19 protein-coding genes and 1 pseudogene are annotated in these 24,686 nt (G+C 33.3%); 13 read left to right on the top strand and 7 right to left on the bottom strand.

Annotation, left to right across the window (positions count from 1 at the left end):
- Positions 1-121: 121 nt before the first annotated feature.
- From BLT48_RS00200 to BLT48_RS00255, 11 genes and pseudogenes are all read left to right on the top strand, one after another.
- Entirely contained in the window at positions 122-907 is a 786-nt protein-coding gene (locus tag BLT48_RS00200) for a hypothetical protein (RefSeq protein WP_089974290.1), read from the top strand.
- Between the two features lie 249 nt (positions 908-1,156).
- Positions 1,157-1,321, top strand: a pseudogene (locus BLT48_RS00205) (recombinase family protein); the annotation flags it as partial.
- Positions 1,322-1,365: 44 nt separating this feature from the next.
- A complete protein-coding gene (locus BLT48_RS00210) occupies positions 1,366-1,989 on the top strand; it encodes a hypothetical protein (RefSeq protein WP_089974292.1) in 624 nt (207 codons plus the stop codon).
- Entirely contained in the window at positions 1,911-2,849 is a 939-nt protein-coding gene (locus BLT48_RS00215; protein WP_143019081.1) for a hypothetical protein, read from the top strand. The genes BLT48_RS00210 and BLT48_RS00215 overlap by 79 nt, the downstream gene beginning before the upstream one ends.
- Positions 2,846-4,741: an ATP-binding protein gene (locus tag BLT48_RS00220; protein ID WP_089974296.1), complete on the top strand. Its 1,896-nt coding sequence runs from the start codon at positions 2,846-2,848 to the stop codon at positions 4,739-4,741. The genes BLT48_RS00215 and BLT48_RS00220 overlap by 4 nt, the downstream gene beginning before the upstream one ends.
- 324 nt (positions 4,742-5,065) lie before the next feature.
- Complete coding sequence (locus tag BLT48_RS00225) at positions 5,066-5,638, top strand: recombinase family protein (protein ID WP_089974309.1); 573 nt, start codon at positions 5,066-5,068, stop codon at positions 5,636-5,638.
- Between the two features lie 296 nt (positions 5,639-5,934).
- Positions 5,935-8,019: a DUF262 and DUF1524 domain-containing protein gene (locus tag BLT48_RS00235; protein WP_089974300.1), complete on the top strand. Its 2,085-nt coding sequence runs from the start codon at positions 5,935-5,937 to the stop codon at positions 8,017-8,019.
- Between the two features lie 197 nt (positions 8,020-8,216).
- Positions 8,217-9,839: a type I restriction-modification system subunit M gene (locus BLT48_RS00240; protein WP_089974302.1), complete on the top strand. Its 1,623-nt coding sequence runs from the start codon at positions 8,217-8,219 to the stop codon at positions 9,837-9,839.
- Positions 9,832-10,998 (top strand): restriction endonuclease subunit S, encoded by a 1,167-nt coding sequence (locus BLT48_RS00245; RefSeq protein ID WP_244885779.1) that lies wholly within the window; start codon positions 9,832-9,834, stop codon positions 10,996-10,998. Before BLT48_RS00240 ends, BLT48_RS00245 begins: the two co-directional genes overlap by 8 nt.
- A 23-nt stretch (positions 10,999-11,021) precedes the next feature.
- On the top strand, positions 11,022-14,066 hold the full coding sequence (locus tag BLT48_RS00250) for a type I restriction endonuclease subunit R (protein WP_089974303.1): 3,045 nt from the start codon (positions 11,022-11,024) through the stop codon (positions 14,064-14,066).
- 97 nt (positions 14,067-14,163) lie between these two features.
- Positions 14,164-15,159: a DNA/RNA non-specific endonuclease gene (locus BLT48_RS00255; RefSeq protein WP_089974250.1), complete on the top strand. Its 996-nt coding sequence runs from the start codon at positions 14,164-14,166 to the stop codon at positions 15,157-15,159.
- A 175-nt stretch (positions 15,160-15,334) separates the two neighbouring features.
- Here BLT48_RS00255 and BLT48_RS00260 read toward each other — a convergent pair whose 3' ends face one another.
- The 3 genes from BLT48_RS00260 to rpe all read right to left on the bottom strand — a co-directional run bounded on the left by BLT48_RS00260 (position 15,335) and on the right by rpe (position 17,906).
- On the bottom strand, positions 15,335-16,726 hold the full coding sequence (locus tag BLT48_RS00260) for a PTS transporter subunit EIIC (protein WP_089974252.1): 1,392 nt from the start codon (positions 16,724-16,726) through the stop codon (positions 15,335-15,337).
- 68 nt (positions 16,727-16,794) lie between these two features.
- Positions 16,795-17,241 (bottom strand): ribose 5-phosphate isomerase B, encoded by a 447-nt coding sequence (gene rpiB, locus BLT48_RS00265; protein ID WP_089974254.1) that lies wholly within the window; start codon positions 17,239-17,241, stop codon positions 16,795-16,797.
- A 20-nt stretch (positions 17,242-17,261) separates the two neighbouring features.
- Entirely contained in the window at positions 17,262-17,906 is a 645-nt protein-coding gene (gene rpe / locus BLT48_RS00270) for a ribulose-phosphate 3-epimerase (RefSeq protein WP_089974256.1), read from the bottom strand.
- A gap of 244 nt (positions 17,907-18,150) precedes the next feature.
- Between rpe and BLT48_RS00275 the strand changes: the two genes are divergently transcribed.
- Both BLT48_RS00275 and BLT48_RS13685 read left to right on the top strand, forming a co-directional pair.
- Positions 18,151-19,179, top strand: a complete 1,029-nt coding sequence (locus BLT48_RS00275; RefSeq protein WP_089974258.1) for a LacI family DNA-binding transcriptional regulator — start codon at positions 18,151-18,153, stop codon at positions 19,177-19,179.
- A 289-nt stretch (positions 19,180-19,468) separates the two neighbouring features.
- Positions 19,469-19,639, top strand: a complete 171-nt coding sequence (locus tag BLT48_RS13685; protein WP_176944015.1) for a hypothetical protein — start codon at positions 19,469-19,471, stop codon at positions 19,637-19,639.
- Between the two features lie 228 nt (positions 19,640-19,867).
- Here the strand turns inward: BLT48_RS13685 and BLT48_RS00280 are convergent, their stop codons facing one another.
- The 4 genes from BLT48_RS00280 to BLT48_RS00295 form a co-directional block, all read right to left on the bottom strand.
- Positions 19,868-21,169, bottom strand: coding sequence for a M20 family metallo-hydrolase (locus BLT48_RS00280; RefSeq protein WP_089974260.1), 1,302 nt, complete (start codon positions 21,167-21,169; stop codon positions 19,868-19,870).
- 341 nt (positions 21,170-21,510) lie between these two features.
- A complete protein-coding gene (locus BLT48_RS00285; protein WP_089974262.1) occupies positions 21,511-22,236 on the bottom strand; it encodes a Fic family protein in 726 nt (241 codons plus the stop codon).
- Positions 22,237-22,420: 184 nt separating this feature from the next.
- Complete coding sequence (locus BLT48_RS00290; protein ID WP_007723333.1) at positions 22,421-22,831, bottom strand: hypothetical protein; 411 nt, start codon at positions 22,829-22,831, stop codon at positions 22,421-22,423.
- A 29-nt stretch (positions 22,832-22,860) separates the two neighbouring features.
- Positions 22,861-23,679, bottom strand: a complete 819-nt coding sequence (locus BLT48_RS00295; RefSeq protein WP_007723335.1) for a ParA family protein — start codon at positions 23,677-23,679, stop codon at positions 22,861-22,863.
- Positions 23,680-24,686: the final 1,007 nt, after the last annotated feature.

Here is a 24,686-nt window from a genome sequence, read left to right on the forward strand (position 1 = left end):
CCCATCTCCTTTGGCAAGCCACTCTTACATCGTCTATGAGGATGGGACCGTAGAAGATTTTGTATATGATTAATCTAACTATTAATTATTGCTGTAAAGACATTAAGGACAGGAGAAAAAAATGAAAAACAAAACTTTTTTAAGTGTGCTACTTTTTTCTTTACTACTGACAGGTTGTGGTAATGAAAGTGAAGAAGCGTATAACAATTCGGTTCAAAAAGGATTAGACGTACTAGCGTTGGAGGATTATTCTAAAGCAGAGTTATATTTTGAATTAGCTTTAGAAGAAAAACCTAAAGACGAGAAGGCAAGTGCATTGCTAGTCCAGACTGTAAATTATGGAGATGCATTACAACTTTTCGAAGAAGAAAGTTACGAAGAGGCATTGCAAAAAGTTGAATTAATTGTTAATAGTCAAAATGGGTCAAATGCAATGATTACAAAAGCAGAAGTCTTTAAGAAAGATATACAGCAGAAGGTGAAGGAACCAGTAGAAGTATCTGAGACTGAAGAGGTTGATGTCGAAGAAAAAGAGGAAGTAACCGAAACAGGATATACATACGATGATTTCAAAGGAATGTACGCTATATTCGAATCTACGCCTTATCAATCTCCGATTCAGTATGTTGTGTTACTTACGGATACTCATTTAATAGATGGGTTACCAGCAACGTCTTATTTAGTAAGTAACATTCTAGATAAAAGAGTAAAGGATGATTTGCTGCAAATCGACTATTTTACTCCTGAATCTGAAGAAGATGGCGAATCCAGCGGACATATTGAATTTCAGATCAAATATAAAAACAATCAAAAGATACTTTTATTTACTGATTCTGAAGTAACAGGTTATCCAATTACTGAACAACAACTTTTAGATGAAGAATGGATTTTGCCTCCAGAACTATAATCTAAAGAAAGACCTTCACTATTTACAAATTGATCTTATGTATACTGATATATGAAATTGGTTGATATGATGAAATTGTCAGCCTGCCCATTTCAAAGTCGAACCTTGATTCTAATTGGTTCGACTTTTTTACTCTAATGTCTATTTAGAGCGTACCCAAAATTGATATATACAACATGTTGATTTTCTAGCGTTCTTAATGTAGGTTTAGAATGTCAAATATATCGTTTGGGAAAGAGAGCGAAAAAGATAAGAATAGGCTATGCGCGAGTATCCACCACGGACCAAAATCTGGACCGGCAAATTGAGGCTTTAAAAAAGGCGGGAGCCAAGAAAATCTTCGAGGAAAAGGTGTCGGGAAAGAGCATGACTGAGCGGGAGGAACTGCAAAAGGTACTCCGTTTTCTCAGGAAGTAATTCAATTAAAAATGTAAAGGAATAATAAGGAGGCAATCTCTATGGATGATTTGAATTTTTCTGAACATGATCTCAAAATCCTACAAGATTTACTAGTCAGCAAGAACGTAAATTTTTTATTAGGTGCGGGAGCTTCCGCTCCATACTTTTCCACCCTTAATAATATGGAAAATTTGATTACCGATATTGGAAACTCTAATTTAGATAGTACTAAGAAAGAAAAACTGAAAAAGTTATTAATCCTATTCTTTTTAATATTATCTGTCTGTGATAACTATTCTTTAATATCCCGCAAAGAAGATAAAGAGAGTACGCCTTTGATGAATACTATACTAGAACAATATACAGCGTTAATAAATATTATTTCTAATTATATGTTTTTAAGGAATAGTAAAATAAATCCAATTCGAGTAAATGTATTTACTACAAATTATGACTTGTTTTTGGAAAAAGCCTTTGATTTGTATCTAGAGAAGAATAATAGAATTTCATTGAATGATGGGGCAGAGGGGTACTTAGGAGATACATTGACTCTGATAACTATAACAAAACTACAGCTCATTCTGGGTTATATGATAACTACTATATGGAAACGCCCACTTTTAATCTCGTTAAATTACATGGATCAGCAAACTGGTCATTGGATAGCAACAATAAAATACTGATAGATAACGATTTAGACTATTTTGAAGATTTTAAAAGAATAGCTCATGATATTTTGAATGAGAACTACGATGACTATAGTGAGGAAGAACAAAGAGATTATATAAAGAGACACATTACGGGGATAGAGTGCCATTTATATCTTGAGAGGTTAGAGAATAAAACAACATTATTTGATTCTATAAAAATAGATGAAAAATACATTGATAAGGCGAATAACCTTCAAATCGTTATGCCTACTAAAGATAAATTTAAAAATACAGTATTTAGCAATCACTACTATAGTATGATCCGTTATATGAAAGAGACACTAGAAAAAAAGGATTCTATTTTAGTCGTTTTTGGCTTCTCTTTTGCAGATGAACATTTACGTACAGAATTAAAACGTGCTTTTACTAATCCTGGGTTATTAGTATACATTGTATGTTACAAGGACAAAGACAAAGATAATATCTTAAATGTTTTGGATTATACGGATGGAACCGTACCCATTAATGTATCTTTTATTTCCCCTTCTACTATAAAGTCATTTCAAGATTATAAGGGGATTTTGGAATATACTGCCTTGTATGGAGAGGAAATTAAAGGAAACCATTCTTATATTCTTGAGTTCTTATCTCAAAATGAACTAAGTGAAGAATATTTAGAAGAGGATATACAATCACTACGAAATACTTTAGAAGAGTTGACTCTTCTAGAAGAAATTGCAATTGAGGCTTCAGAAATTGTGAAAACCATTTTAGAGAATCCAATTGTACAACACTTATATGCCACCGAACAAGAAGGTATTGAGTTGTTCTATAACGCAGTGATAAGCTTCAGGGCTTTCAACAATATACTGAAGTATAGGAGAGATCAATGAAAAAATTTGATGATTTTGCTCCCCAGATTGGATTTGTGACTAAAGTTGATGGATTAACATGTATAATTGCTGCCTTTGACTATATGAATGATCCTACTATTATCCATAATGGTAAAGTTATTAAAAATATAACCGTCAATTCATTCGTAGTAATAAATCAAGGTTTTACTAAAATAATTGGAAAAGTGATTTCTGAGTCTATTATTGATCACCAGTTAAGCACAGATATTGCAAAAAAACTATTCCATGATTCCCGCTATCAAAAGAACTCCATTGTCAGAAATATTGATACTCAAATAGTTGGTTATATAGAAAATAAAGTTTTTGTATCAGGAAGTAAATATATCCCCATGATTGGAAATTTAGCAACAATACCGGACCCAGATGTGATAAATCAAATTTACATTAATAGTTATTCTTCTTTATTTGATGAGAAAACAGAAAGTATTTCAATAGGGAATACAGTAAATGAGAATATTCGCATTAACCTACCTATCAATGACTTTTTTGCCTCTCACATTGGTATATTCGGAAATACCGGGAGCGGTAAATCCAACACACTACACCAATTATATACCAGTCTTTTTTCAAAAATAGACTTCGGTAGAATTGTAAATAAGAGTACTTTTTTAGTAATTGATTTCAACGGAGAATACACGGGTGCTGCCAGTTTCGGGTTATTACCAGAACAAAAGCACATCTATAAATTGTCAACTCGAGAAAACAGACAGAGTCGTCTTCCTATAAAAAGGAGCTTCCTGATGGATCCCGACATTTTATCAATGCTTTTTAGAGCAACAGAGCAAACTCAAAAACCGTTTATGAAGCGAGTCATAAGTGGCTGGAAGAAGTACGAAGATAACTCAGATTCATTAACTAATTGGATTAAAAGCATCATTCTAAATGTACTTCAAAGTGAACCTAGCAATGTTTTGTTAGACTTTATGAGAGGGGTTTTATCTACATTAATTCCATTATCCTCGGAGGAGTCTATTCTTTTAGATAAGATTAATTCAGTTTATATATTTGATAAAAATGAAAAGAAGTACGCGTATGCGCCCTCCCTTGGACAATGGATTATACAGGCTGGTGGTCTGACAGACTTACAGCGACAGGATTTAAAGGTTGATGTCATATGTGAATATTTGCGAATACAGTTTCATGAATTAGATTTTTTTGATGAACTTGAAATAAGAGCTAAGCTGAGGATTATTAGTGATATCATATATCGTAGAGTGGATTTTACTAATATTTCGCCCATCATTAATCGCATTGAATCAGAAAAAGAACAATGGAAAAAAGTATTGCATGTTACTGATGAAGAAACCCTTGCAGTAAACAGTACAGATAAATTAGTTCACATTATATCTTTACGTGAATGCAATATAGAAATTAAAAAAATGGTTCCATTATTATTAGCAAAATTAACATTTGAGAATGCAAAAAACTTTAATGATAACTCTTCCTTTCACCTAATTGTAGATGAAGCTCACAACATTCTTTCTTCTCAATCGAGTAGGGAAAGTGAGAGTTGGAAAGATTACAGGTTAGAGTTATTTGAAGAGATAATAAAAGAAGGGAGGAAATTCTCCTATTTTTTGACCATCTCTAGTCAGCGTCCGGCAGATATCTCAGCTACTATCCTGTCTCAAGCGCATAACTTTTTCATACATCGTTTGGTAAATGAAAAAGACTTGGCGATACTAAATAATACAATTTCTACATTAGATAGAGTTTCCCGACAAAATATACCTCTCTTGTCTCCTGGTATTTGTATAATTACAGGAACAGCAATGGCTATGCCTATAACTGTCCAGGTACATTTTAATAAAAATAAAGATTTAAGACCTAATAGCGATACAATAGATTTGATAAAGTTATGGGGAGAATAGTTTTTGAACAGAAAATATTAATGCACAAAAAAGATCTAAAGTTATGCAAACCCTAAATAAATGAAACACTAAAAGGCCTACCGTACCCAAGACTGCAAAAGTAAGACAGGAACCGATTAGCTGGTTCTTGTCTTTTTATATAGGTGTGTAGGGAAAACATATAAATAGAAAAAGTTATGGAGAACAGTTCCTTATAGTAAGAAATGTTAATTCGTGGTCATAACTTAAGAGTATTGACTATGAATTCTTAATCCAGTAAAATCATTACATACAATGGTGTCATAACTTATGTTCGAAAGTGAATCAGAAAAGTGGGTGAAAAGTGTGAAATATGGTTATGCAAGAGTGAGTACTCGTCACCAGGATTTAGAAGGACAGATGCGTCAATTAGAAGAGGAACATTGTGACAAAATTTATTTTGAAAAAATTACTGGAACAAAAAAAGATCGTCCAGAATTTCAGAAGCTGATCCAAACTATTCAGGTTGGAGATACATTAGTCGTAACAAAACTCGATCGATTCGCTCGAAGTACCCAAGATGCTTTAAATACAATTAAATTACTTTTTGAAAAAGGAGTTAAAATTAATGTATTAAACTTGGGTGTGATTGAGAATACATCTACTGGTAGACTTATTTTTACTATTTTTAGTGCTTTCGCAGATTTTGAACGAGACTTAATCGTAGAACGAACTCAAGAAGGAAAAGAAATAGCTAAGCAACGACCAGGGTACCGAGAAGGTCGACCTAAAAAGTTCTCTCAACAGCAAATCACACTAGCCATGAGTCTACTAGAGACTCACTCCTACACACAGGTAGAGAAAATGACTGGGATTAGTAAGAGCACATTAACAAGATATAAACGAAAGAGAGAACTTCTACTTAACAAGGATAAGTAATTAATTAACAGCTAGTCGTCTGAAGTGTATCAAAAAATATCCGAAAAAGGCATATAAAAAATAAAAAACACCTTATTATGGTATGAAAGAGATATACTAATATTATGGTGATAGATAGCCTAGAAATAATCTATGATCATAATATTCTGTACGCTCAAAAAATTAAAAATTGGGTGACTTATCAAATCATTATTACTAGATTAAGATTCCAAGACACAATTAAAAAAAACAATATTACAAGAGAAACGGTTTGCAATATATGTAATCAAATAAAACTTAATTAGAGGAGAGAACTAATGAAAGCGTCAGAAACTAATTTATTGAAATTTTTACAAGGAACAAAGCAGTTTATAATTCCTATCTACCAACGTAAATATAGCTGGACTTATGCTCAATGCCAACAACTGTGGGACGATTTGGAACGAGCAGCAAAAGATCCTCAAAATAAAGGCCATTTTATGGGCTCTATTGTCTATATAGAAAAAGGCTTATATCAAATTTCTTCTGTTCCACAACTACTTGTCATAGATGGGCAACAAAGACTAACTACTCTAACGCTCTTAATTTTAGCTTTTAGACAAGTATTAGAGAACAGTGAAGAAAAAGTCGCATTAAATGATAGACAAATAAAGAACTATTATCTTGTAAATAATGATGAGGAGAACGAACTGTATCATAAATTAATTTTAACTAAAAGTGATAAAGATACATTGTTTGCATTGGTAGATAAGAATGAAGTGAAAGGAAACAAGTCTCCTAAGCTATTGACTAACTACGAGTACTTTTTAAAAAATATTCAAAATAGTGATCTTAGCCTAGAGCAAATTCTCCATGGTCTACAGAAATTAATCATCGTAGATATCGCTTTAGATAGGGAAAATGATGATCCTCAACTGATATTTGAAAGCTTGAATTCAACAGGCTTAGACCTTTCTCAAGCAGACTTAATTCGTAATTATATTCTCATGCGTTTAGAACCTAAAGAGCAAACGCATTTATACCAAAATTACTGGTATCCGATGGAGAAAAGTTTTGGAAATTTAAATGAGTCTTCTATATTCGATCGATTTATGAGAGATTATTTGACCCTCAAAACAGGTAACATTCCAAGGATAAGTGAGGTATATAAAGATTTCAAGACATACATAAATACTAATTCTGAAATAGGTATTGAAGCTATACTACAAGAAATTTCCCGATACTCAAATTATTTTGTCTACCTGACATTTAGTCAAGAACCAGATGAAAAAATTAATGAAGTTTTAAGAGATATAAACGAACTGAAAGTAGATGTTTCGTACCCCTTTTTACTGACTGTTTACGATGATTATACTAAACAAAAGCTTTCTCGAGAAGACTTTATTAAGGTCTTACGAATTGTAGAGACTTATGTTTTTCGACGTTCAATTGTTAGTATTCCGACAAACTCATTAAATAAAACATTTGCTTCTCTGAAAAGTGAAATAGATGTAAATAGTTATTTAGAGAGTCTACAAGCAACTTTAGTAAGAAAGGGATCCTATAAACGTTTACCCAATGATGAAGAATTTAAATTGTCTCTCTCAATAAAAGATGTTTATAGTTTTAGAAATCGAAATTATCTATTAAGGAAATTAGAAAATTTTAAACGTAAAGAAGTCGTTAATATAGAAGCTTTTACGATTGAACATATTTTGCCTCAAAATGAAAAATTATCAAAAGAATGGCAACAAGACTTAGGACCGAATTGGAAAGAAATACAAGAAAAATATTTACACACAATAGGCAACCTTACCTTAACGGCTTATAACTCTGAATTAAGCGATCGACCATTTATTGAGAAGCGTAACTTAGAAGGAGGATTTTCAGATAGTCCACTTAAGTTAAATAGAGGATTAAGTAAATTGGAAACATGGAATGAAAAGCTTATTCAAGAAAGAACAAAAATATTATCTGAAAAAGCTACTGAAATTTGGGACTATCCTGAACTATCATCAGAATTATTAGAAAAATATAAAGAACAAAAAGTAAAAAAAAGTAAAAGGAAATTTGATATAACTGATTTCAAATATCTATCTGAAGGAAAAACTCTTGATCTATTCGAAGAAATTAGAGAAAGAATTAATCGTATAGATGATTCTATTAAAGAGGATTTCACAAAGTTGTATGTTGCTTATAAAACAAAAAAAGGGATAAACTTTGTAGATATTGTACCTCAAAAAGATAAACTTAAAATTTTCTTGAATATAAAGTATGAAAAAACAAATGATTCTAAAGGAATATGCAGAGATGTTACTAATGTAGGACGTTGGGGGAATGGAGACGTGGAGGTTCTTCTAGATAATAGAAATGACATGGACTATGTTTTTGGTTTAATACAACAATCTTTCGACTTGCAATAAGATATAGAAAAAGTATTTATGTCTATTGATTTTGAAAAAAATAGTAATTGAAAAAGTTAATGAACCTTATTATTAAAGATTATTTTGTTTAGATAGAAATAAAAGCACCCTCCGTTCATTTAGATGGATTACTAATGATTCATCTAAAAAAAAGTATTCTGAATTAGAAAATAGAATTAAAAGGAGCAATGTACACAATGTCAGAGAAAATAGAAAAAAATTCAACAACCTTGTATCAAGCTTTATGGAATTCAGCGGATATCTTGCGTTCAAAAATGGATGCAAACGAATATAAAAGTTATTTATTAGGATTGGTTTTTTATAAATACCTTTCAGATAACATGCTTCGTTATGTCTCAGTCTTACTAGAAGAAGAAACAGAAGATTTACAAGTAGCTCAAAATTTATATGTAAAAGCATGTGAAGATAGTGAGATTAAAGAAGATCTATTAGAAGAATTACAAGATGAATTTTCCTATACGATTGAACCTCAGCTAACATTTACAGCACAAGTTAACGCTATTCATGAAGGTTCTTTTCAATTAGAAGATTTAGTACAAGGATTTCGTGATATCGAACAATCTAGTGAAATATTTGAAAATCTTTTTGAAGACATTGATTTATATTCTAAAAAACTAGGAGTATCGCCACAAAAACAAAATAAAACAATTGCGGATGTCATGAAAGAATTATCCGTTCTTAATATGGCTGGTCATGCAGGAGATGTATTAGGAGACGCTTATGAGTACTTAATCGGTCAATTTGCTTCTGAATCCGGTAAAAAAGCAGGAGAATTTTACACGCCTCAACCCGTTGCAAAATTAATGACTCAAATTGTTTTACAAGGAAAAGAAAATCAAAAAGGTTTTTCTGTTTATGACCCGACAATGGGATCAGGTTCCTTGTTGCTAAACGCTAAGAAATATTCGAATGAACCTGGAACGATTTCTTATTTTGGACAAGAACTCAATACCTCAACCTACAACTTAGCAAGAATGAACATGATTCTTCATGGTGTATCGACAGCAAACCAAGACCTTCATAATGCGGACACGTTGGACCAAGACTGGCCAACAGAAGAACCAACAAACTTCGATGCCGTACTTATGAATCCACCTTATTCAGCAAGCTGGTCAGCGGATAAGGGGTTCTTAGAAGACGTTCGCTTTTCGACTTATGGCGTTTTAGCACCAAAATCAAAAGCAGACTTTGCTTTCTTATTGCATGGGTATTATCACTTAAAAGATTCTGGCGTTATGGCAATTGTCTTGCCACATGGGGTGCTCTTTAGGGGTGGTGGAGAAGGGAAAATTCGTAAAGTGTTATTAGGGAATGGTGCAATCGACACAGTGATTGGCTTACCCGCTAATATCTTCTTTAATACGTCTATTCCAACGACTGTTATTATCTTGAAGAAAGACCGTCCAACTAAAGATGTTCTATTTATTGACGCTTCTCAAGGATTTGAAAAAGCGAAGAATCAAAATACCTTAACGGACGAACATATAGATACGATCTTAGAATCGTATGCTAAAAGAGAAAATAAAGAGAAGTATGCTTATGTAGCAGAATTTGAAGAGATTGTAGAAAATGATTACAACTTAAATATTCCTCGTTACGTAGATACCTTTGAAGAAGAGGAAGATATTCCATTAGAAACGATATCTGCAACAATTCAACAAACTAAAAAAAACCTCTCTCAAGCGGAAGATGAATTGTTTGGGATGTTGAATGCATTGCGCGGAACAACGGAAGAAAGCGATAAAGAATTAAAAGGTTTTATCTCACAGTTGATGAATGATGGTGATAACGATGAATAAATTATTGCCAGTAGTTCGTTTTAATAATTATTTTGGAGACTGGGACAAAAATAAATTGAAAAACCTTGCTAGTTTTTCTAAAGGTAAAGGCTATACAAAAAGTGACTTAACTGAACAAGGACAACCAATTATTTTATATGGGCGTCTTTATACTAAATATGAAGCAGTCATTAACTCTGTTGATACATTTGCTCATTTAAAAGATAATTCTGTTTTAAGTGAAGGAGATGAAGTTATCGTTCCAGGTTCAGGGGAAACGTCAGAAGATATATCAAGAGCCTCTGTAATTGGAGAATCAGGAATAATTATTGGTGGTGATTTGAACGTTATAAAACCTACTAAAAAGATTAATTCTATCTTTTTGGCACTAACGATTTCAAATGGAAGACAACAAAAAGAATTAAGTAAACGTGCACAAGGTAATTCAGTTGTTCATTTGTATAATTCCAATTTAAAGGAAGTATCAATTATATTTCCAGAAAAAGAGGAACAAGAAAAAATTGGTTCATTTTTTAATAAACTAGATAAGACTATTACTCTACAGCAGCAACTTGTTAACGACCATAAGCAACTGAAAAAAGCTATGCTACAAAAGATGTTTCCACAAAAAGGAGAAAGTGTTCCAAGAGTTAGGTTTGCGGGGTTTAACGTTGATTGGGCAGTAAGAACACTAGGTGAAATCTCTAATATGTATCAACCAACAACTATTGGACAAAGTGACTTGTTAGATAGTGGTATTCCTGTTTTTGGAGCTAATGGATATATTGGATATTATAGCGCAGAAAATCATAAGAATGATCAAGTGACGATATCTGCGCGTGGAGAAAAAGCTGGAAACCCAAGCTATGTTAGAGGTCCTGTTTGGATAACTGGAAATTCAATGGTTATAAATGTTGATGAGAACGCTGAAATGGATAAGTATTTTTTGTATCAAAATCTTTTATCATTATCATTAAAAAGATTTGTTACTGGGGGAGCACAACCTCAATTAACAAGAAATGTACTTGATAGAGTACCTATTAAAACTCCAAGTTTAAAAGAACAAGAAAAAATAGGAAACTTCTTCAAACAATTAGATGAAACCATTGATCTTCATGAACAAAAATTAGAAACCTACCAAGAACTGAAAAAAGCTATGCTACAAAAGATGTTTGTTTAAGAATGAGGAAATGAGGCGAGTGGATGGCAATTACGTTTACTTCTGAATCAGAGTTGGAACAAAATCTCGTTAACCAATTGATTAGTGGAGATTCGCAATGGACCTATCGGAAAGACTTAAACACAGAAGAAAAATTATGGGTAAACCTTAGAGAAAAACTAGAACGAAACAATAAAGATATTTTAAATGGAGTAAACCTGACGGAACAAGAATTCCGTCAGGTTCAAAACCAATTAACCTTTGCGAACTTCTATGACGCAGCTAAATGGTTGGCTGGTGAAAATGGTGTGGCGAAAGTACAAGTCCAACGCGAAGATGCGTCTCTTGGAACGGTTCGTTTGAAAGTATTAAACCGAGCAGATATAGCGGGTGGCATGTCTTCTTATGAAGTAATCAATCAATTTCAGAGTTTTAAACAAAGCGCAGACGATCGAGATCGACGTTTTGACGTCACGTTATTGATTAATGGTTTGCCACTGATTCATATTGAACTAAAAAATAGAGCCCATTCTTATATGGATGCTTTTAGACAGATTAAAAAATACTTAATACAAGGCAAGTTTAACGGGATATTTTCAGCTCTTCAAATGTTTATCGTATCGAATGGCAGCGATACACGCTACATAGCTGCTGCACAAGACACAAAATTGAATGAGCAATTTCTATCGACTTGGGTGGATTCAAAAAATGATCCCATTACGAGTTATTTAGACTTTGCCGAACACGTTTTATCGATTCCGCAAGCCCATAAAATGGTAACCCAATACACGGTTATCGATAGCGATAAAAAAGCATTAATTTTATTAAGACCATATCAAATACATGCTATTGAAGCCATTAAACAAGCCTCAAAAAGACAAGAATCAGGGTATGTCTGGCATACAACAGGTTCAGGTAAGACGTTGACGTCTTACAAAGCAGCTCGTAACTTGTTGCAAATTCCCTCATTAGATAAAACCATTTTTATCGTTGACCGTGTCGATTTAGACCAACAAACCACTTCATCTTTTACTTCTTATGCAGAAAATGATGTGGTCCAGATCGACGAGACGGATAATGTCAGTGATTTAATTAAAAAATTACTCTCAGCTGATCGCTCGGTCATTGTGACGACGATTCAAAAATTAAACCATGTTATGAAACGATTTGAAGGAAAAGAATTGACTCCACGGTATAAAAAATTAAAACACTTGCATATCGCTTTTGTAGTTGATGAATGCCACCGGGCAGTCTCCCCACAAAAGAAGAAAGAGATCGAACAATTTTTCTATCAGTCTCTTTGGTATGGGTTTACCGGTACGCCTATTTTTGCTGAAAACGCCAAACAAGCTTTAGGAAACTTAGCGCGCACAACAAAAGAACAATATGGCAGCAGCCTACATGAATACACCGTTAAAGAAGCGATTCACGACAAAGCTGTCTTAGGCTTTCAAATTGAATACAAAAGTACTTTTTCAGATGATGAGTTAGACGATTTGATAGTAAAGCTAGATCCAAGTATAGAATTAGCAAGTATGTCTGAACAAGAAAAGGAACGCATGATTCCAAAATCCGTTTATGAAGACGAAAAGCATATGTTAGAAGTCATTCATTCAATTGTAAACAAATCTCGACGAAAATTAGGCTTTCAAAATGGTCCAGGTAAAACGTACAATGCTGTGTTAACGACATCTTCTATTGCACAAGCCCAACGTTACTATGAGTTGTTTAAAAAAGTGGTTGCTGAAGAAACACCAGTAACGATTCATGACAAAACCAAAAGTGTTTTGCCCACTTTTCCAAGAGTGGCCATTACTTATTCGATTTCTGAAAACGAGGCAACGTCTGTTAACAATCAGGAAAAAATGGCAGAAGCAATTAAAGATTACAATGAGATGTTTGGCACCTCTTTTTCTATTGAGACCATGCGGGCGTATAATAAAAACGTCAATGATCGCTTAGCACGAAAACAAGAAAAATACTTATTTAGAAAAGAACAATTGGATTTAGTGATTGTAGTGGATCGTTTGTTAACGGGCTTTGATGCACCTTGTTTATCAACACTCTTTATCGATCGAGCACCGATGCAGCCACATGACTTGATTCAAGCTTTTTCACGAACCAATCGGTTATTTGATCGTTCTAAACACTTTGGACAAGTTGTTACGTTCCAGACTCCTGCTTTATATACGCAAAAAGTAAAGGATGCTCTCGTGTTGTATTCAAATGGGGGAGAGAACGAGTTATTAGCACCGGTATTCAAAGAAGCCCATCAGGCCTTTAAAGATGCTTTAGCAGGCTTAAGAAAAATCGCTCCTTCACCAGAATCTGTTGATGCATTAAGTTTAGGACAAAAGAAAAAGTATGCGAAAGCTTTCCAAGAGGTAGACAAAGCTTTTGCGGCCATTCAAGTGTATACGGAATACGAAGAAGCAGAACTAGAAAAAGAGTATCATGTCACTGTAGAAGAAATAGAACAGTACCATGGAAAGTATGAAAATGTCCTAGAAGAAATAAAACCAGATCCTGAAGAAATAGACGAGCCAATAGATATGGATATGGAATATGAGCTAGAGTCTGTTAAGACAGAAGATATTAATTACGAGTATATTTTACAACTGATTCAAGCATTGGTTCCAACCTATATAGAATCTGAAATGAGCTCTGAACTAGAGTCTGATTCAGAAGAAATTGATAGCTATATCAACGATTTGAAACGAACGAATCCAAAACTTGCAGAGTTAATGGAACAATTATGGAAAGATATTCAAGAAGAACCAGAACAGTACCGTGGCAAGCAAGTCTCTAGTCTATTGGAAGAAATGATTCAAGAAGCGATCGCTTACCAAGTAAATCATCTTTCAAAAGAATGGGCGATGAAAGAGAGCGTCTTAACTTTTTACGTCAATCATTATAACCCTAAAAAAGAAAGACAAAACGGGGAATCTGAATTAAAACGAACAAGTGATTATGAGGCATATAAAGCTACGACAGAAAACCCTGTAAAACGGTTAACGTACTGGAGAGAAATAAAGAACGCTGTTGCAGATATGATTAACGAAACGATTTTACCTTTACGCAAACCTTAGTTTAACGACGTAAATCTATAAAAAATGAATAAAATAAACGTTCGTTAATTAACGAGCGTTTAAAAATGAAACATATACAACGTTTAGGAGCAATGAAATGATCGTCAAAAAACACATGCTTTCCTTTTTGATTGCTACTTCTCTTTTGCTAGGGGCTTGTAGTCCCTCAGCAGATGCAGATGAAAGTGGAGCAACAGAAAGTTACTTAGGCACAGAAACAACAACTGAGAGTACAGAGGTCAAAGAAGAGGACAGTTCTGAAGTAGCTTCTTCCAATCAAACAGAAGATACAAAAGAACAATCCGTTAAGGAAAGCCAGACTGAAGAAGTAGCATCAGAGGAACCGATAGATGACTACAAAACGATTAGTGTTGACGGTGGCGACTTATCAGGGCATAGAGAACCAAATGTACGTGTTAATATTGGTTTTGATGATCGAGAGTATTGGGGATTTACCAATGAATATGGACAACTTGTTCGTGTAACAGCAGACGCTATTGTCCTTCAAGATGATACAACGGAACCTATTAAATCGAATGGCAGATATTACCATGATGAAGCGAAAGTTCCAGGTGTTGAAAATTCAAACTTTGATGAAGGACATGTGATTGCAGACTCTCTAGGTGGAGTATCTAACGCCTACAATATCACTCCACAAGATAGTATATTGAATAGACATGGTGATCAGGCTTATATGGAACGAAATATTCGTCAAGCAGGCGGAGCAACCAATTTTGAAGCTATTATTACTTATCCTGATACTGAAACACAGATTCCAAGTAAGTATAGGTTTACGTATACGATTCTCGGAAATGATGTTGTTGACGAATTTCAGAACGGAAATCCTGATGAATACAATAAAGAGCAAGGGTTAACAACAAGTGAGTCAACTGAAAGTGAACCCTCACCAGAAAGTTCTATTGTAGAACCAGAAAAACCTAGTGGAGACATTTCTTCAATCGATACAAATAATAACGGAATGGTAACAATCAAAGAAGCCAAAGATGCTGGGTTCTCCATGCCCATTACAAAAGACCATTGGTTATACATCTATATGCGTGATAACGATGGTGATGGTATGGTTGGAGAATAAAAAAAATTTTTTTTACTTATATTTCATTTAACAAGAATCAAAAAGATACCTATCGCAATTTTTTTTGCGGTAAGTATCTTTTTGATTTATTTATTATTTAATTAAGAATAGAGAGCGCACCTAAAACTAAATACTTTTTAAAGTTAATATATTCGTATTAGATAATATTATGTTTTTAAGCAGATACAGATGTTTCTGTGATAGGATCTTTGAAACCAAGAACATATGCAAGTACTGCAGAAATTGCAAAACTTAGTGCAAGTCCAATAATAGCGTACATAAATTCTCCGCCTACAAAAGCACTAAGAGTAGTTAATCCACCGAATACAAATGCGTTAGAAGAAACGTGAGCCCACCCCATAAAACCACCACCGATTGCTCCACCAATAATTGCTGCTATAAAAGGCTTCTTTAGTTTAACAGCTACACCGTAGATAGCTGGTTCTGTAATTCCAGCAAAAGCAATAGTTAAAACGGATGAAAGAGCGTAGCTCTTCATTTTCTTATTACGCGTTTTTAAAAATACTCCGAAAACAGCACCCATCATTGCAAAGTTTGTTGCAAAAGTTAGAGGAACAATATAATCATATCCTAATGTAGCAATATTATTAATCATGATGGGATTAACAGCCCAATGTAAGCCAAACATAACGAGAACGTTCCAACCACCACCGACTACTACTCCGGCCAATAAACCACTTGACTCAATCAAGGTATTCACTACTGAAGCAATGAACTCTCCGCCGTAAACTCCAATTGGTCCAATTGCGATAATTGTCAGAGGAACCATTATGACTAGAGAAATAAGAGGAACAAAAACTAGCTCCAAACCAGATGGAATTACCCGACGTAGAAAACGTTCCAAGTAACTATATACCCAGATTGATAAAATAATAGGAATAACAGTATATGCATAACTCATTAAGACAACGGGAATGCCTAAAAAGGAAGTTAATGCACCGTTACCTTGATTTCCCATAAGAGCGATAAAGTCTGGATTAATGAGAGAACCACCAATAAGTACTGCTATATAAGGGCTTACTTTAAATTTTAAAGCTGCAGTATAAGCAAGTTCAACTGGAAGAAAGTAAAAAACACTCATAGCTGTTACTGTTAAAATAGCATAAGTTCCACTGTCTTCGGATAAAATACCTGCTTGTGTCGCAAGTAATACTAATCCTCTTAAAATACCAGATCCTGCAAATGCAGGTAAAAGAGGTGTGAAAATGCCAGAAATTGTAGAGAATATATTACTCAGTATATTCTTACTGTCATTACTATCTTCATTATTATTATTATTATCATTAGCGAAACTATTATTATTTGACATAATAGTTTCTAATTCTGCATATACTTTATTAACTTCAGTTCCAATAATAATTTGATATTGTCCACCTTTCTCAATAATTGAAATAATACCTTCAGTATTATTGAGAATATCTGTATTAGTTTTAGACCTATCTTTTAAGTTTAGTCTTAATCTGGTTGCACAATGTGTCATACCTGATATATTAGCTGGTCCACCTACATTATCTAATACTATTTGAGCTAAATTTTTATAGTTCATTGTTTTCTCCTCACTTTTCTAAGATATAAAGCCTTTACATTTAGTGCAAACGTTTAAGGCAAATGCCTCTAACGTTTATTTTTTTCTATTTCGCTGATCATATTAACTCTATTTTCATGGCGCCCGCCTTCATATTCAGCATCTAACCATTCTTTAACAATCATCTTAGCTAATTCTGTACCTATAACTCGTGATCCAAATGCTAGTATATTTGTATTATTGTGTTCTCTCGAAAGCTTAGCAGAATATGGTTCGCTACAGACGACTGCACGTATACCTTCTACTTTATTTGCAGCAATTGAAATCCCTACGCCGGTTCCACAGATCAAAATACCTAAATCGAAATTATGGTTCGCAACATTTTCTGCTACTTTTTTTGAAAAGATAGGATAATCTGTACGCTCTGTGGTGTAAGGACCAAAATCATTAACCTCATGGCCTAATTCTTCTAAATAATCTATAATAGCTGGTTTTAATTCATAACCTACATGATCGCTGCCTATTGCAATTTTCATATTAATATATTCTCCTTCTCTTATCTATTTGAATTCAATATTTCTTTGTAACTTTTCTCTTTACCAAAAAGTGTAGAAGTTCCTAAAATGAAACCTTTTACACCGATTTTAGATAATCTTTCAATAACTTCTTCAGAGATAGCACCATCTACCATGATGTCATAATTATAATTCTCACCTAAAGATACTGCTTTTTTTATTTTTTCATCTACATAAGGTAAGTATTTCTGACCAGCAAAACCAGGATTTACAGTCATAATCATTAAGTAATCAATCAAAGGTAACAATTCACTTATTGATTCCAATGAGGTTCCAGGGTTAATTGCAATCCCAGCTTTTTTTCCTTTAAGTTTGATTTTTTGTAAAGTTCTTGCGGGATGAAGATCAGCTTCTGGATGAATATAAATAATATCTGCTCCCATATCAGCAAAAAGATCTACATATTTATCAGGATTTACAATCATTAAATGGACATCGACCATTTTTTTAGTAGCATTACGAATAAATTCAAAATCTTGTAATCCCATACCAAAGTTAGGCACGAATGAACCATCCATGATATCAATATGGAAAATATCTGTACCTGCCTCATCTAAAGATTTAACTTCTTGTTCAAGATTTCCAAAACTAGCACACATCATCGATGGACATAATAAGTTTTTCATATTACTCCTCCTTTAAATTTTTTAAAAATTACAATTTACTAAGCGAATGAGTAATCGTTTACTCATTTAGCAAAAAATATAAGACAAAATAGATTATTTAAGTTAGAATGAAATTGAGTAATCGTTTACCTAGATTTAGATTAGCATTTTTTTTAATAGCTGTCAATTAATAAAATAGAATATTATTGTAAGTATTTCATTATTATGGCAAGATTGATGATGTAACAAAAAAGGGGGTATCTAGATGGAGAATGTTTCCATAAAGGATATTGCAAAACTAAGTGGTGTTTCAGTTGCTACTGTATCAAGAGTAATCAATAATAATGGTCGTTTTTCTGAAGAAACAGGAAAAAAAGTTAGGGATATCATTGAATCAACAGGTTATAGAACTAACAGGATTGCTAAAAGTCTACGTACACAAAAAACACAGTCGATAGGTATTGTAGTACCAGATATAACAAATTTTTTCTTTTCAAATGTTGTACAAAAAATTGAAAAACATTTTTTTGACATAGGTTACTCGACTATTATTTGTAATACAGATAGAGATCCTAAAAAAGAAAAAACTTATTTGAAAATGCTAGAAAGTAAGATGGTTGATGGATTGGTAATCATTTCTGGCGTAAAGAAATTTGAACCAACTGATATTGGGATTAGTTTAATTCCTATAGTCTATATAGATAGAGAGCCAAATGATTCTGTAAATAGTATATTTATTTCTTCTGATCATTACCAAGCAGCGTATACTGCTACTTCTCATTTGATTAGACAAGGTTGTAAACACCCGGTGCTATTACTCTACGATCGTGCGTCATCTTCGTCAGAAAAAAGATTAAGTGGTTTTCTCGATGCGTTGAAAGAAAATCATATCTTCTCAAGTTTAGAAGAAAATATTTTCACGTTTCCATCTAGTTTTGATTTTGTAAATCTTGATAAAGAAGATGAATCATTTAGAAATTTCTTAACTAAAGAACAGAAAATTGATGGTATTTTTGCTGTTAATGATTTGCTAGGTGTATACGCCTTAGATGTTTTAAGAAAAGAAGGTAAAAAAGTTCCTGCTGATGTAAAAATAATTGGTTTCGATAATACTCCATATAGTCGTTTTACTACACCAAAATTATCATCTATTGAACAAAATATTCAAGAAATTGCAACATTAGCGTGTGATTCACTAAAGCAACTAATGGAGAATAATTATATTAAAACAGAAGCAAAACGTTTGGTTCCGGTAAAGTTAATTATAAGAGAAAGCTCTCAAACAAATAAATAATTAATAAGCAAAAAATAATAAAAAACAACTTAAAGATTATTTTAAGTTGTTTTTTATTATTTTTTTTCTTATTTATACTGGTATTTGATAATAATTTTTGGTAATGTTGCTAACCTCTATTTTATAGGGTTTTCTAGTGAATTATTTACTTAGGAAAACAGTTACCAAAAACACTTGTTTTTGGGAACGGTATTGCGAAAATTTTAATAAAATGGAAGACGTCAAGTTATGATATTATTAATAGAGTAAAATCCAATTTATTCATTATAGATTTAAGGAGATGATTATTATGTTTGGTGTGATAAAAGAAATAATAATTAACCACTACAATAATGGTACTTTGCAAGGCCGCATGGAATCTCTAAATAGACTACTAGAAAAAAATATGGAAGAAACCACTATATCGATATCAGAATATGAACTACTAAAAGAAACACTAGATGATTTAAGTACAAAATAAAACGCTATAAACTATTTTTCTATAGGAATGCTTAATTAGGTATAGGCTAGGTGTGCCGCTTACTACAATAGTAACCCAAAGTAAGAAAAGTTGAATTGGATATAAATAAGTTAATACTGTCATGTAAAGCAGAATAAGAGTCGAGAGCACAAAAAACGAAGTAGTATGAACTACACCGTTTTTTGTGTTCTTTTTTTGCACTACAAGGTTATATTTTTTATTTGGAATTTAGTACTGCAATTTTTCTATATAGGTTTTGAGTACGTGTATGGTCTGGATGCAGTCATTTAAGTCTGACCATTCTGCCGGGTTATGGCTGATGCCATCTTTACTCTTAACAAACAGCATGACTATCGGAATTTGTTCTCCGAGAACCATTGCATCGTGTCCTGCTCCGCTTGGCAAACGATAAGGACGAATGCTGTTTACTTTCATAGCCTCTTCAAGTAGCTCTTGCCGGTCTTCAGAAATTGGCACAGGTGGGCTCTTTAAGGTTTCTTTATACGTAACAGACAATTTGTGTGATACTCCAATTTCTTCTCCAAGCTGAATAATGCGGTTGACTAAGGTATTTCTTGATTCTTCATAGATATCTCTACTATCGACATACAAGGTAACTTTCCCAGGGATGACATTAACTCCATTAGGTTCTACATGAAGTTTTCCTACTGTGGCTACAGCGGTATCATTAATTTGCTGTGGAATTTGATTGAGTTTGACTATAAACTCACTGGCAGCAAGTAAGGCATCTTTCCGGTCATTCATCGGTGTATTTCCTGCATGACCCGCTTCTCCTTGAAAGGTGTATTCCAACCAGTGAGGTCCGGCAATTCCTGTCACAATTCCACAAGGAAGTTCTTCTTTTTCTAACCGTTTTCCTTGCTCGATATGTATTTCAATAAAGGTTTCGATATCATCCAAATCCCGTTTGGCATTAGAGTAACTTTCTAGACTTAACCCCACATCTTGCAATACTTCTTCAAAACTTTCTCCATTAGTGTCTTTCTTTTTTATCTTCTCGTCTAAGTCGCCTGATCCCATAAAAGCTTCACTTCCATTCAAACCACCATGGAATCTCGATCCTTCTTCATCAGAAAAAATAACGACTTCAAAAGGTTTTTCTGGTGTGAATTCTGTCTCTCTCCAAGCTTCTGCAACTTCCAAAGCAGATAATACTCCCAATGGACCATCGAAGTGTCCACCATTTGGGACACTGTCGACATGAGAACCGCTTAATACGGCAGGTACACCTGGGCGTTTGCCTTCCAGCCGACCAAATACATTGCCTGCTCCATCCTGATGTACAGAAAGTCCGGCTTCTTTCATCCATTTCATGACCAGTTCTTTTGCTTCTTTTTCTTCAAATGAAAAACCAGTACGATAAGAACCATTCTGTTCTGTTAATCCAATTTTTGACAAAGCTCCTAACCGTTCAGCTAATCGCTTACCGGAGACACCATTGTAATCAAGTGAAACGTCATACGTTTCAAGTAAATTTTCTTTTAAAGTAAAAATTTTTTTTTGGCTCATAAAAATCCCTCCTACTCATAATTATAACAGATGACTCACTATAGAATAGCTTATCTATAAAGGACACTTTTCGAGTGTCTAGTTTTTGGCTCATACACTAATGATTATTTTCAGGAACTCTTTATTTAGATTAAGTAGAAACCCCCACAAGTTAAGAAACAACAATATACTATCGGTATAACAAATAGCAAAAAAAATTGAACTACATTCTATAGGTAGAAATGAATGTAACTCAAGCAACTATATAGATATAGATACATACAAACAAATTAAAATGTTCTTAAAATGCTCCTGAGAGACACTTAAAATCAAAGAAATTGAAGAATAAAAGCCTAAGAAGCTTATTCTTCAATTTCTTTGATTTTTTCTTGATCCATATTTTGAAATGCTATCATTCGTTTAGTTTCTTTATCTAGGATTGATTTAGCAAAAGTTACAAAAGAATCTACGTCTTGAGTTGCTAAAATTTCAACATACTGTGCTTTTGTATCCTTTTCAATAATTAATGGAGGAAATCTCTCCTGTAATAAAGAATAGTTCATCATCATCCGACCAGTTCGGCCATTCCCATCTGAGAATGGATGAATCCGTTCAAACTGAATATGAGTATCCAAAATAGCCATTAACTTAGCTTCCCTATCTGTAGATATACTTAAACGATAATTTAAATTATCAATTAATTGAGAAACTAACAAAGGTGTTTCTGATGGTGAAGCTGTTTGAAATTCAGCACCTAAAATCATATTTTCATTCTTTTTAAATTGACCTTTATCGTATTGTAATCGATCTGTTAAATCAGCGTGTATCTCTTTAATAATGGTGGTAGAAAGGGTCTCTTCATTTATTAAATGATTTATCATATGATCAAAAGCTTGCTTGTGGTTCTCAATCTCATAAAATTCTCTAACTGTAGCACCGGAACTAATGGGTAAAGTACCATTTACAATGATAGAAACGGTAGCAGGTAAAGAAATAGTATTTCCCTCAATCCCTGCCGAATGATGAGCTAATCGTACTAAAATATCTTCAAAGTAGTCGCTAGTTATGGATTTGAAAAATTTATTCACTTGAAGGCCTCCTACATTTAATATCTACACAAAAGTATACTTACGCAAGCTATTCAACAGTGTCTGTGTGAGTATTCTTAAAATTATGAGCTTAAAAAGTCTTTTGGCATCTACGCATCTTTAAAGTTAACTATACAAAAGTATACTAGTATACTTTTGTATAGTTAACTTATTTTCTGCAAACTTATTTTTTTGAATGCTCGTAAAGATGTTCGTACATTTGATTGTAACCCTCTCTTTGACGGTTAGTTAAGCGTGCGTTTACATAACTTTCAATTAGCATTTGCATCATATCGTTTACAGTTGATTTATCCATTTCTTCTAATTCTTCAATAAAAGGTTTTAATGTATTTAGTCTTAGTAATACATCAGGAGATAATTTAGCTGTTTTTGTAGCTTTAAAAAAGTTTTCGGGTACCTTCTTCTCTTGTACTTTAAATTGTTTTTGAATTTGTGTTTTTTTGTTTTCAATTGGAAGATCATTTGGTGAATGGATAGGTGATCTACCAAAGTCATTAGTTCCTTTTATGGATACATTTTTTTCTTGGAGACTACTTTTTTGTCTTTTGATAATTGGTTCAAATGACTTACTCATAAAATACTCCCTTCTCCCATTCTAAGCAGTTAAATATTTTCTAAATACGCTTCATGGTCATTCAATTCATTTAAAACATCTATGAAAATTTGATGAGCTTTTCCATCCCACATTTCTACTTTTCCATTTGCATTAGTGTTCATGTGAACACCTTCTACATCATATACTTTTAAACGTTCTTGGTAATTTACAATAGTATCAATAACATTGCTGCCATACATTTCTCTTGCTTGATCTAAAACTCTAGTATCCACTCGTCCACCTTGTCTTAACATCATAGGAATAATTCCAACAACTTGTAAGTGGGCATTATAGTTTTCTGATAAAAATTGCATGTAAGCAATATATGTTTGGGCACCATCTAATGAGAGTTCTTGGGTTTGAAGAACAATAATACAATAATCGGCAGCTATCATAGCATTGTCTGAGTAATCAGATATCGTGGGAGGAACATCTATATAAATACGATCATAACTATTTTTGAAAGGCTCAATTAATTCTTTTAAATAAGAAATTTGAGCTATTTCATTATCTGGGTATTTATCAAAAAGAATCTTTGATAAATTTCTAAAGGATGTATTTGCTGGTATCATATCTAAATTATCCATGACATGAACGATTTCATCGGTAAGGTTTCCGTTTCGAAAACCATCAGTAATTGATTTTGATATGTTATCAAGATTTCCAGTTTTAGCAAGCACTCTAGTAGCATTGCCTTGAGGGTCCATATCAATAACTAAGATACGTTCCTTTAAATATGTAGCTGCTTCATATGCCAGCATAGTTACGGTTTTTGTTTTGCCAACCCCGCCCTTAAAGTTTCCAACAACATAAACTTTTCCGTTCATTTGTTTACCTCCTAATTTATACATAAGTATACTTATGTATAAATTTTAACATTTAAAAACATAATATGCAACGGTATACTACTGCGAAAGTTACTTATGTGTAGATGTAACAAAAATGAAATATAAGCATAAGTATACCAGTATACTTATGCTTAAGTTAAAAAGTATACTAGTATACCAGTATACTACGCACAAGTATACTGGTATACCAACGTATAAGTATACCAGAGTACTTGTGCGTTATCCTTATAATTCATTTAAATCACTGACATAGTAACAGTTCCCTATAAATTGTTTTCGTTTATACCTAATGAAAACTATACGTTAGTATACCAGTATACCGTTGTATATTTTTTTTTTAGCATGTAAAAACCGCTACACAAACTACGCGTTAGTATACTGGTATACTAACGTTATTTTCATACAGTATACTAGTATACTGTTGTATAGTTTGTTAATAGAAAAAAGCATTTACTTCACATTTTAAGTGCGTTAGGCTCGATATAACACTAAAATTAAATAAAAAAAAAGCCCCACGAATTGGCGTTCGTAGGACAACAAATTATTCTGATTTATGTATTGTCATTATACCAAGCACCTGGACAAATGGCAATTGGCTTTTTTACCAACACAGGAAGCCAAGCTGTGTGCGTGACAGCATTTAAGTAGACAGGTTAAGCATACGCCGCTGCAATAAGGAATGCTAGGAACAATCAAATAGGGTCGCTATATCCTCTATTGTTCTGAATGGTGACCACGACCGATTTGAACTGGTGGGGGCGGTAATCCAGGTCTGATTTAGACTGGTAGCTTAAAACAATACTCTTAGGGTGGATTTTAAGAGTGTTTTAAGCGTGTTGAGACAACAACACCGACGATATAGCATGTGAAGCAGGCTCCGACTCGATCCGAGGCTAGACCATACATAAAAACACATTCGTACTCTAGTTAAGCTTAAATATATTTTTAGGCTTTGCTAGGGTACAACTATGCTCATCTCACCAATT

This window comes from Carnobacterium viridans (assembly GCF_900102725.1).
Taxonomy (GTDB): domain Bacteria; phylum Bacillota; class Bacilli; order Lactobacillales; family Carnobacteriaceae; genus Carnobacterium_B; species Carnobacterium_B viridans.

Coding starts and splice junctions, on each gene's coding strand:
- BLT48_RS00200 (WP_089974290.1), top strand. CDS start 122: ATGAAAAACAAAACTTTTTTAAGTGTGCTACTTTTTTCTTTACTACTG.
- BLT48_RS00210 (WP_089974292.1), top strand. CDS start 1,366: ATGGATGATTTGAATTTTTCTGAACATGATCTCAAAATCCTACAAGAT.
- BLT48_RS00215 (WP_143019081.1), top strand. CDS start 1,911: ATGGAAACGCCCACTTTTAATCTCGTTAAATTACATGGATCAGCAAAC.
- BLT48_RS00220 (WP_089974296.1), top strand. CDS start 2,846: ATGAAAAAATTTGATGATTTTGCTCCCCAGATTGGATTTGTGACTAAA.
- BLT48_RS00235 (WP_089974300.1), top strand. CDS start 5,935: ATGAAAGCGTCAGAAACTAATTTATTGAAATTTTTACAAGGAACAAAG.
- BLT48_RS00240 (WP_089974302.1), top strand. CDS start 8,217: ATGTCAGAGAAAATAGAAAAAAATTCAACAACCTTGTATCAAGCTTTA.
- BLT48_RS00245 (WP_244885779.1), top strand. CDS start 9,832: ATGAATAAATTATTGCCAGTAGTTCGTTTTAATAATTATTTTGGAGAC.
- BLT48_RS00250 (WP_089974303.1), top strand. CDS start 11,022: ATGGCAATTACGTTTACTTCTGAATCAGAGTTGGAACAAAATCTCGTT.
- BLT48_RS00255 (WP_089974250.1), top strand. CDS start 14,164: ATGATCGTCAAAAAACACATGCTTTCCTTTTTGATTGCTACTTCTCTT.
- BLT48_RS00260 (WP_089974252.1), bottom strand. CDS start 16,726: ATGAACTATAAAAATTTAGCTCAAATAGTATTAGATAATGTAGGTGGA.
- rpiB (WP_089974254.1), bottom strand. CDS start 17,241: ATGAAAATTGCAATAGGCAGCGATCATGTAGGTTATGAATTAAAACCA.
- rpe (WP_089974256.1), bottom strand. CDS start 17,906: ATGAAAAACTTATTATGTCCATCGATGATGTGTGCTAGTTTTGGAAAT.
- BLT48_RS00275 (WP_089974258.1), top strand. CDS start 18,151: ATGGAGAATGTTTCCATAAAGGATATTGCAAAACTAAGTGGTGTTTCA.
- BLT48_RS13685 (WP_176944015.1), top strand. CDS start 19,469: ATGTTTGGTGTGATAAAAGAAATAATAATTAACCACTACAATAATGGT.
- BLT48_RS00280 (WP_089974260.1), bottom strand. CDS start 21,169: ATGAGCCAAAAAAAAATTTTTACTTTAAAAGAAAATTTACTTGAAACG.
- BLT48_RS00290 (WP_007723333.1), bottom strand. CDS start 22,831: ATGAGTAAGTCATTTGAACCAATTATCAAAAGACAAAAAAGTAGTCTC.
- BLT48_RS00295 (WP_007723335.1), bottom strand. CDS start 23,679: ATGAACGGAAAAGTTTATGTTGTTGGAAACTTTAAGGGCGGGGTTGGC.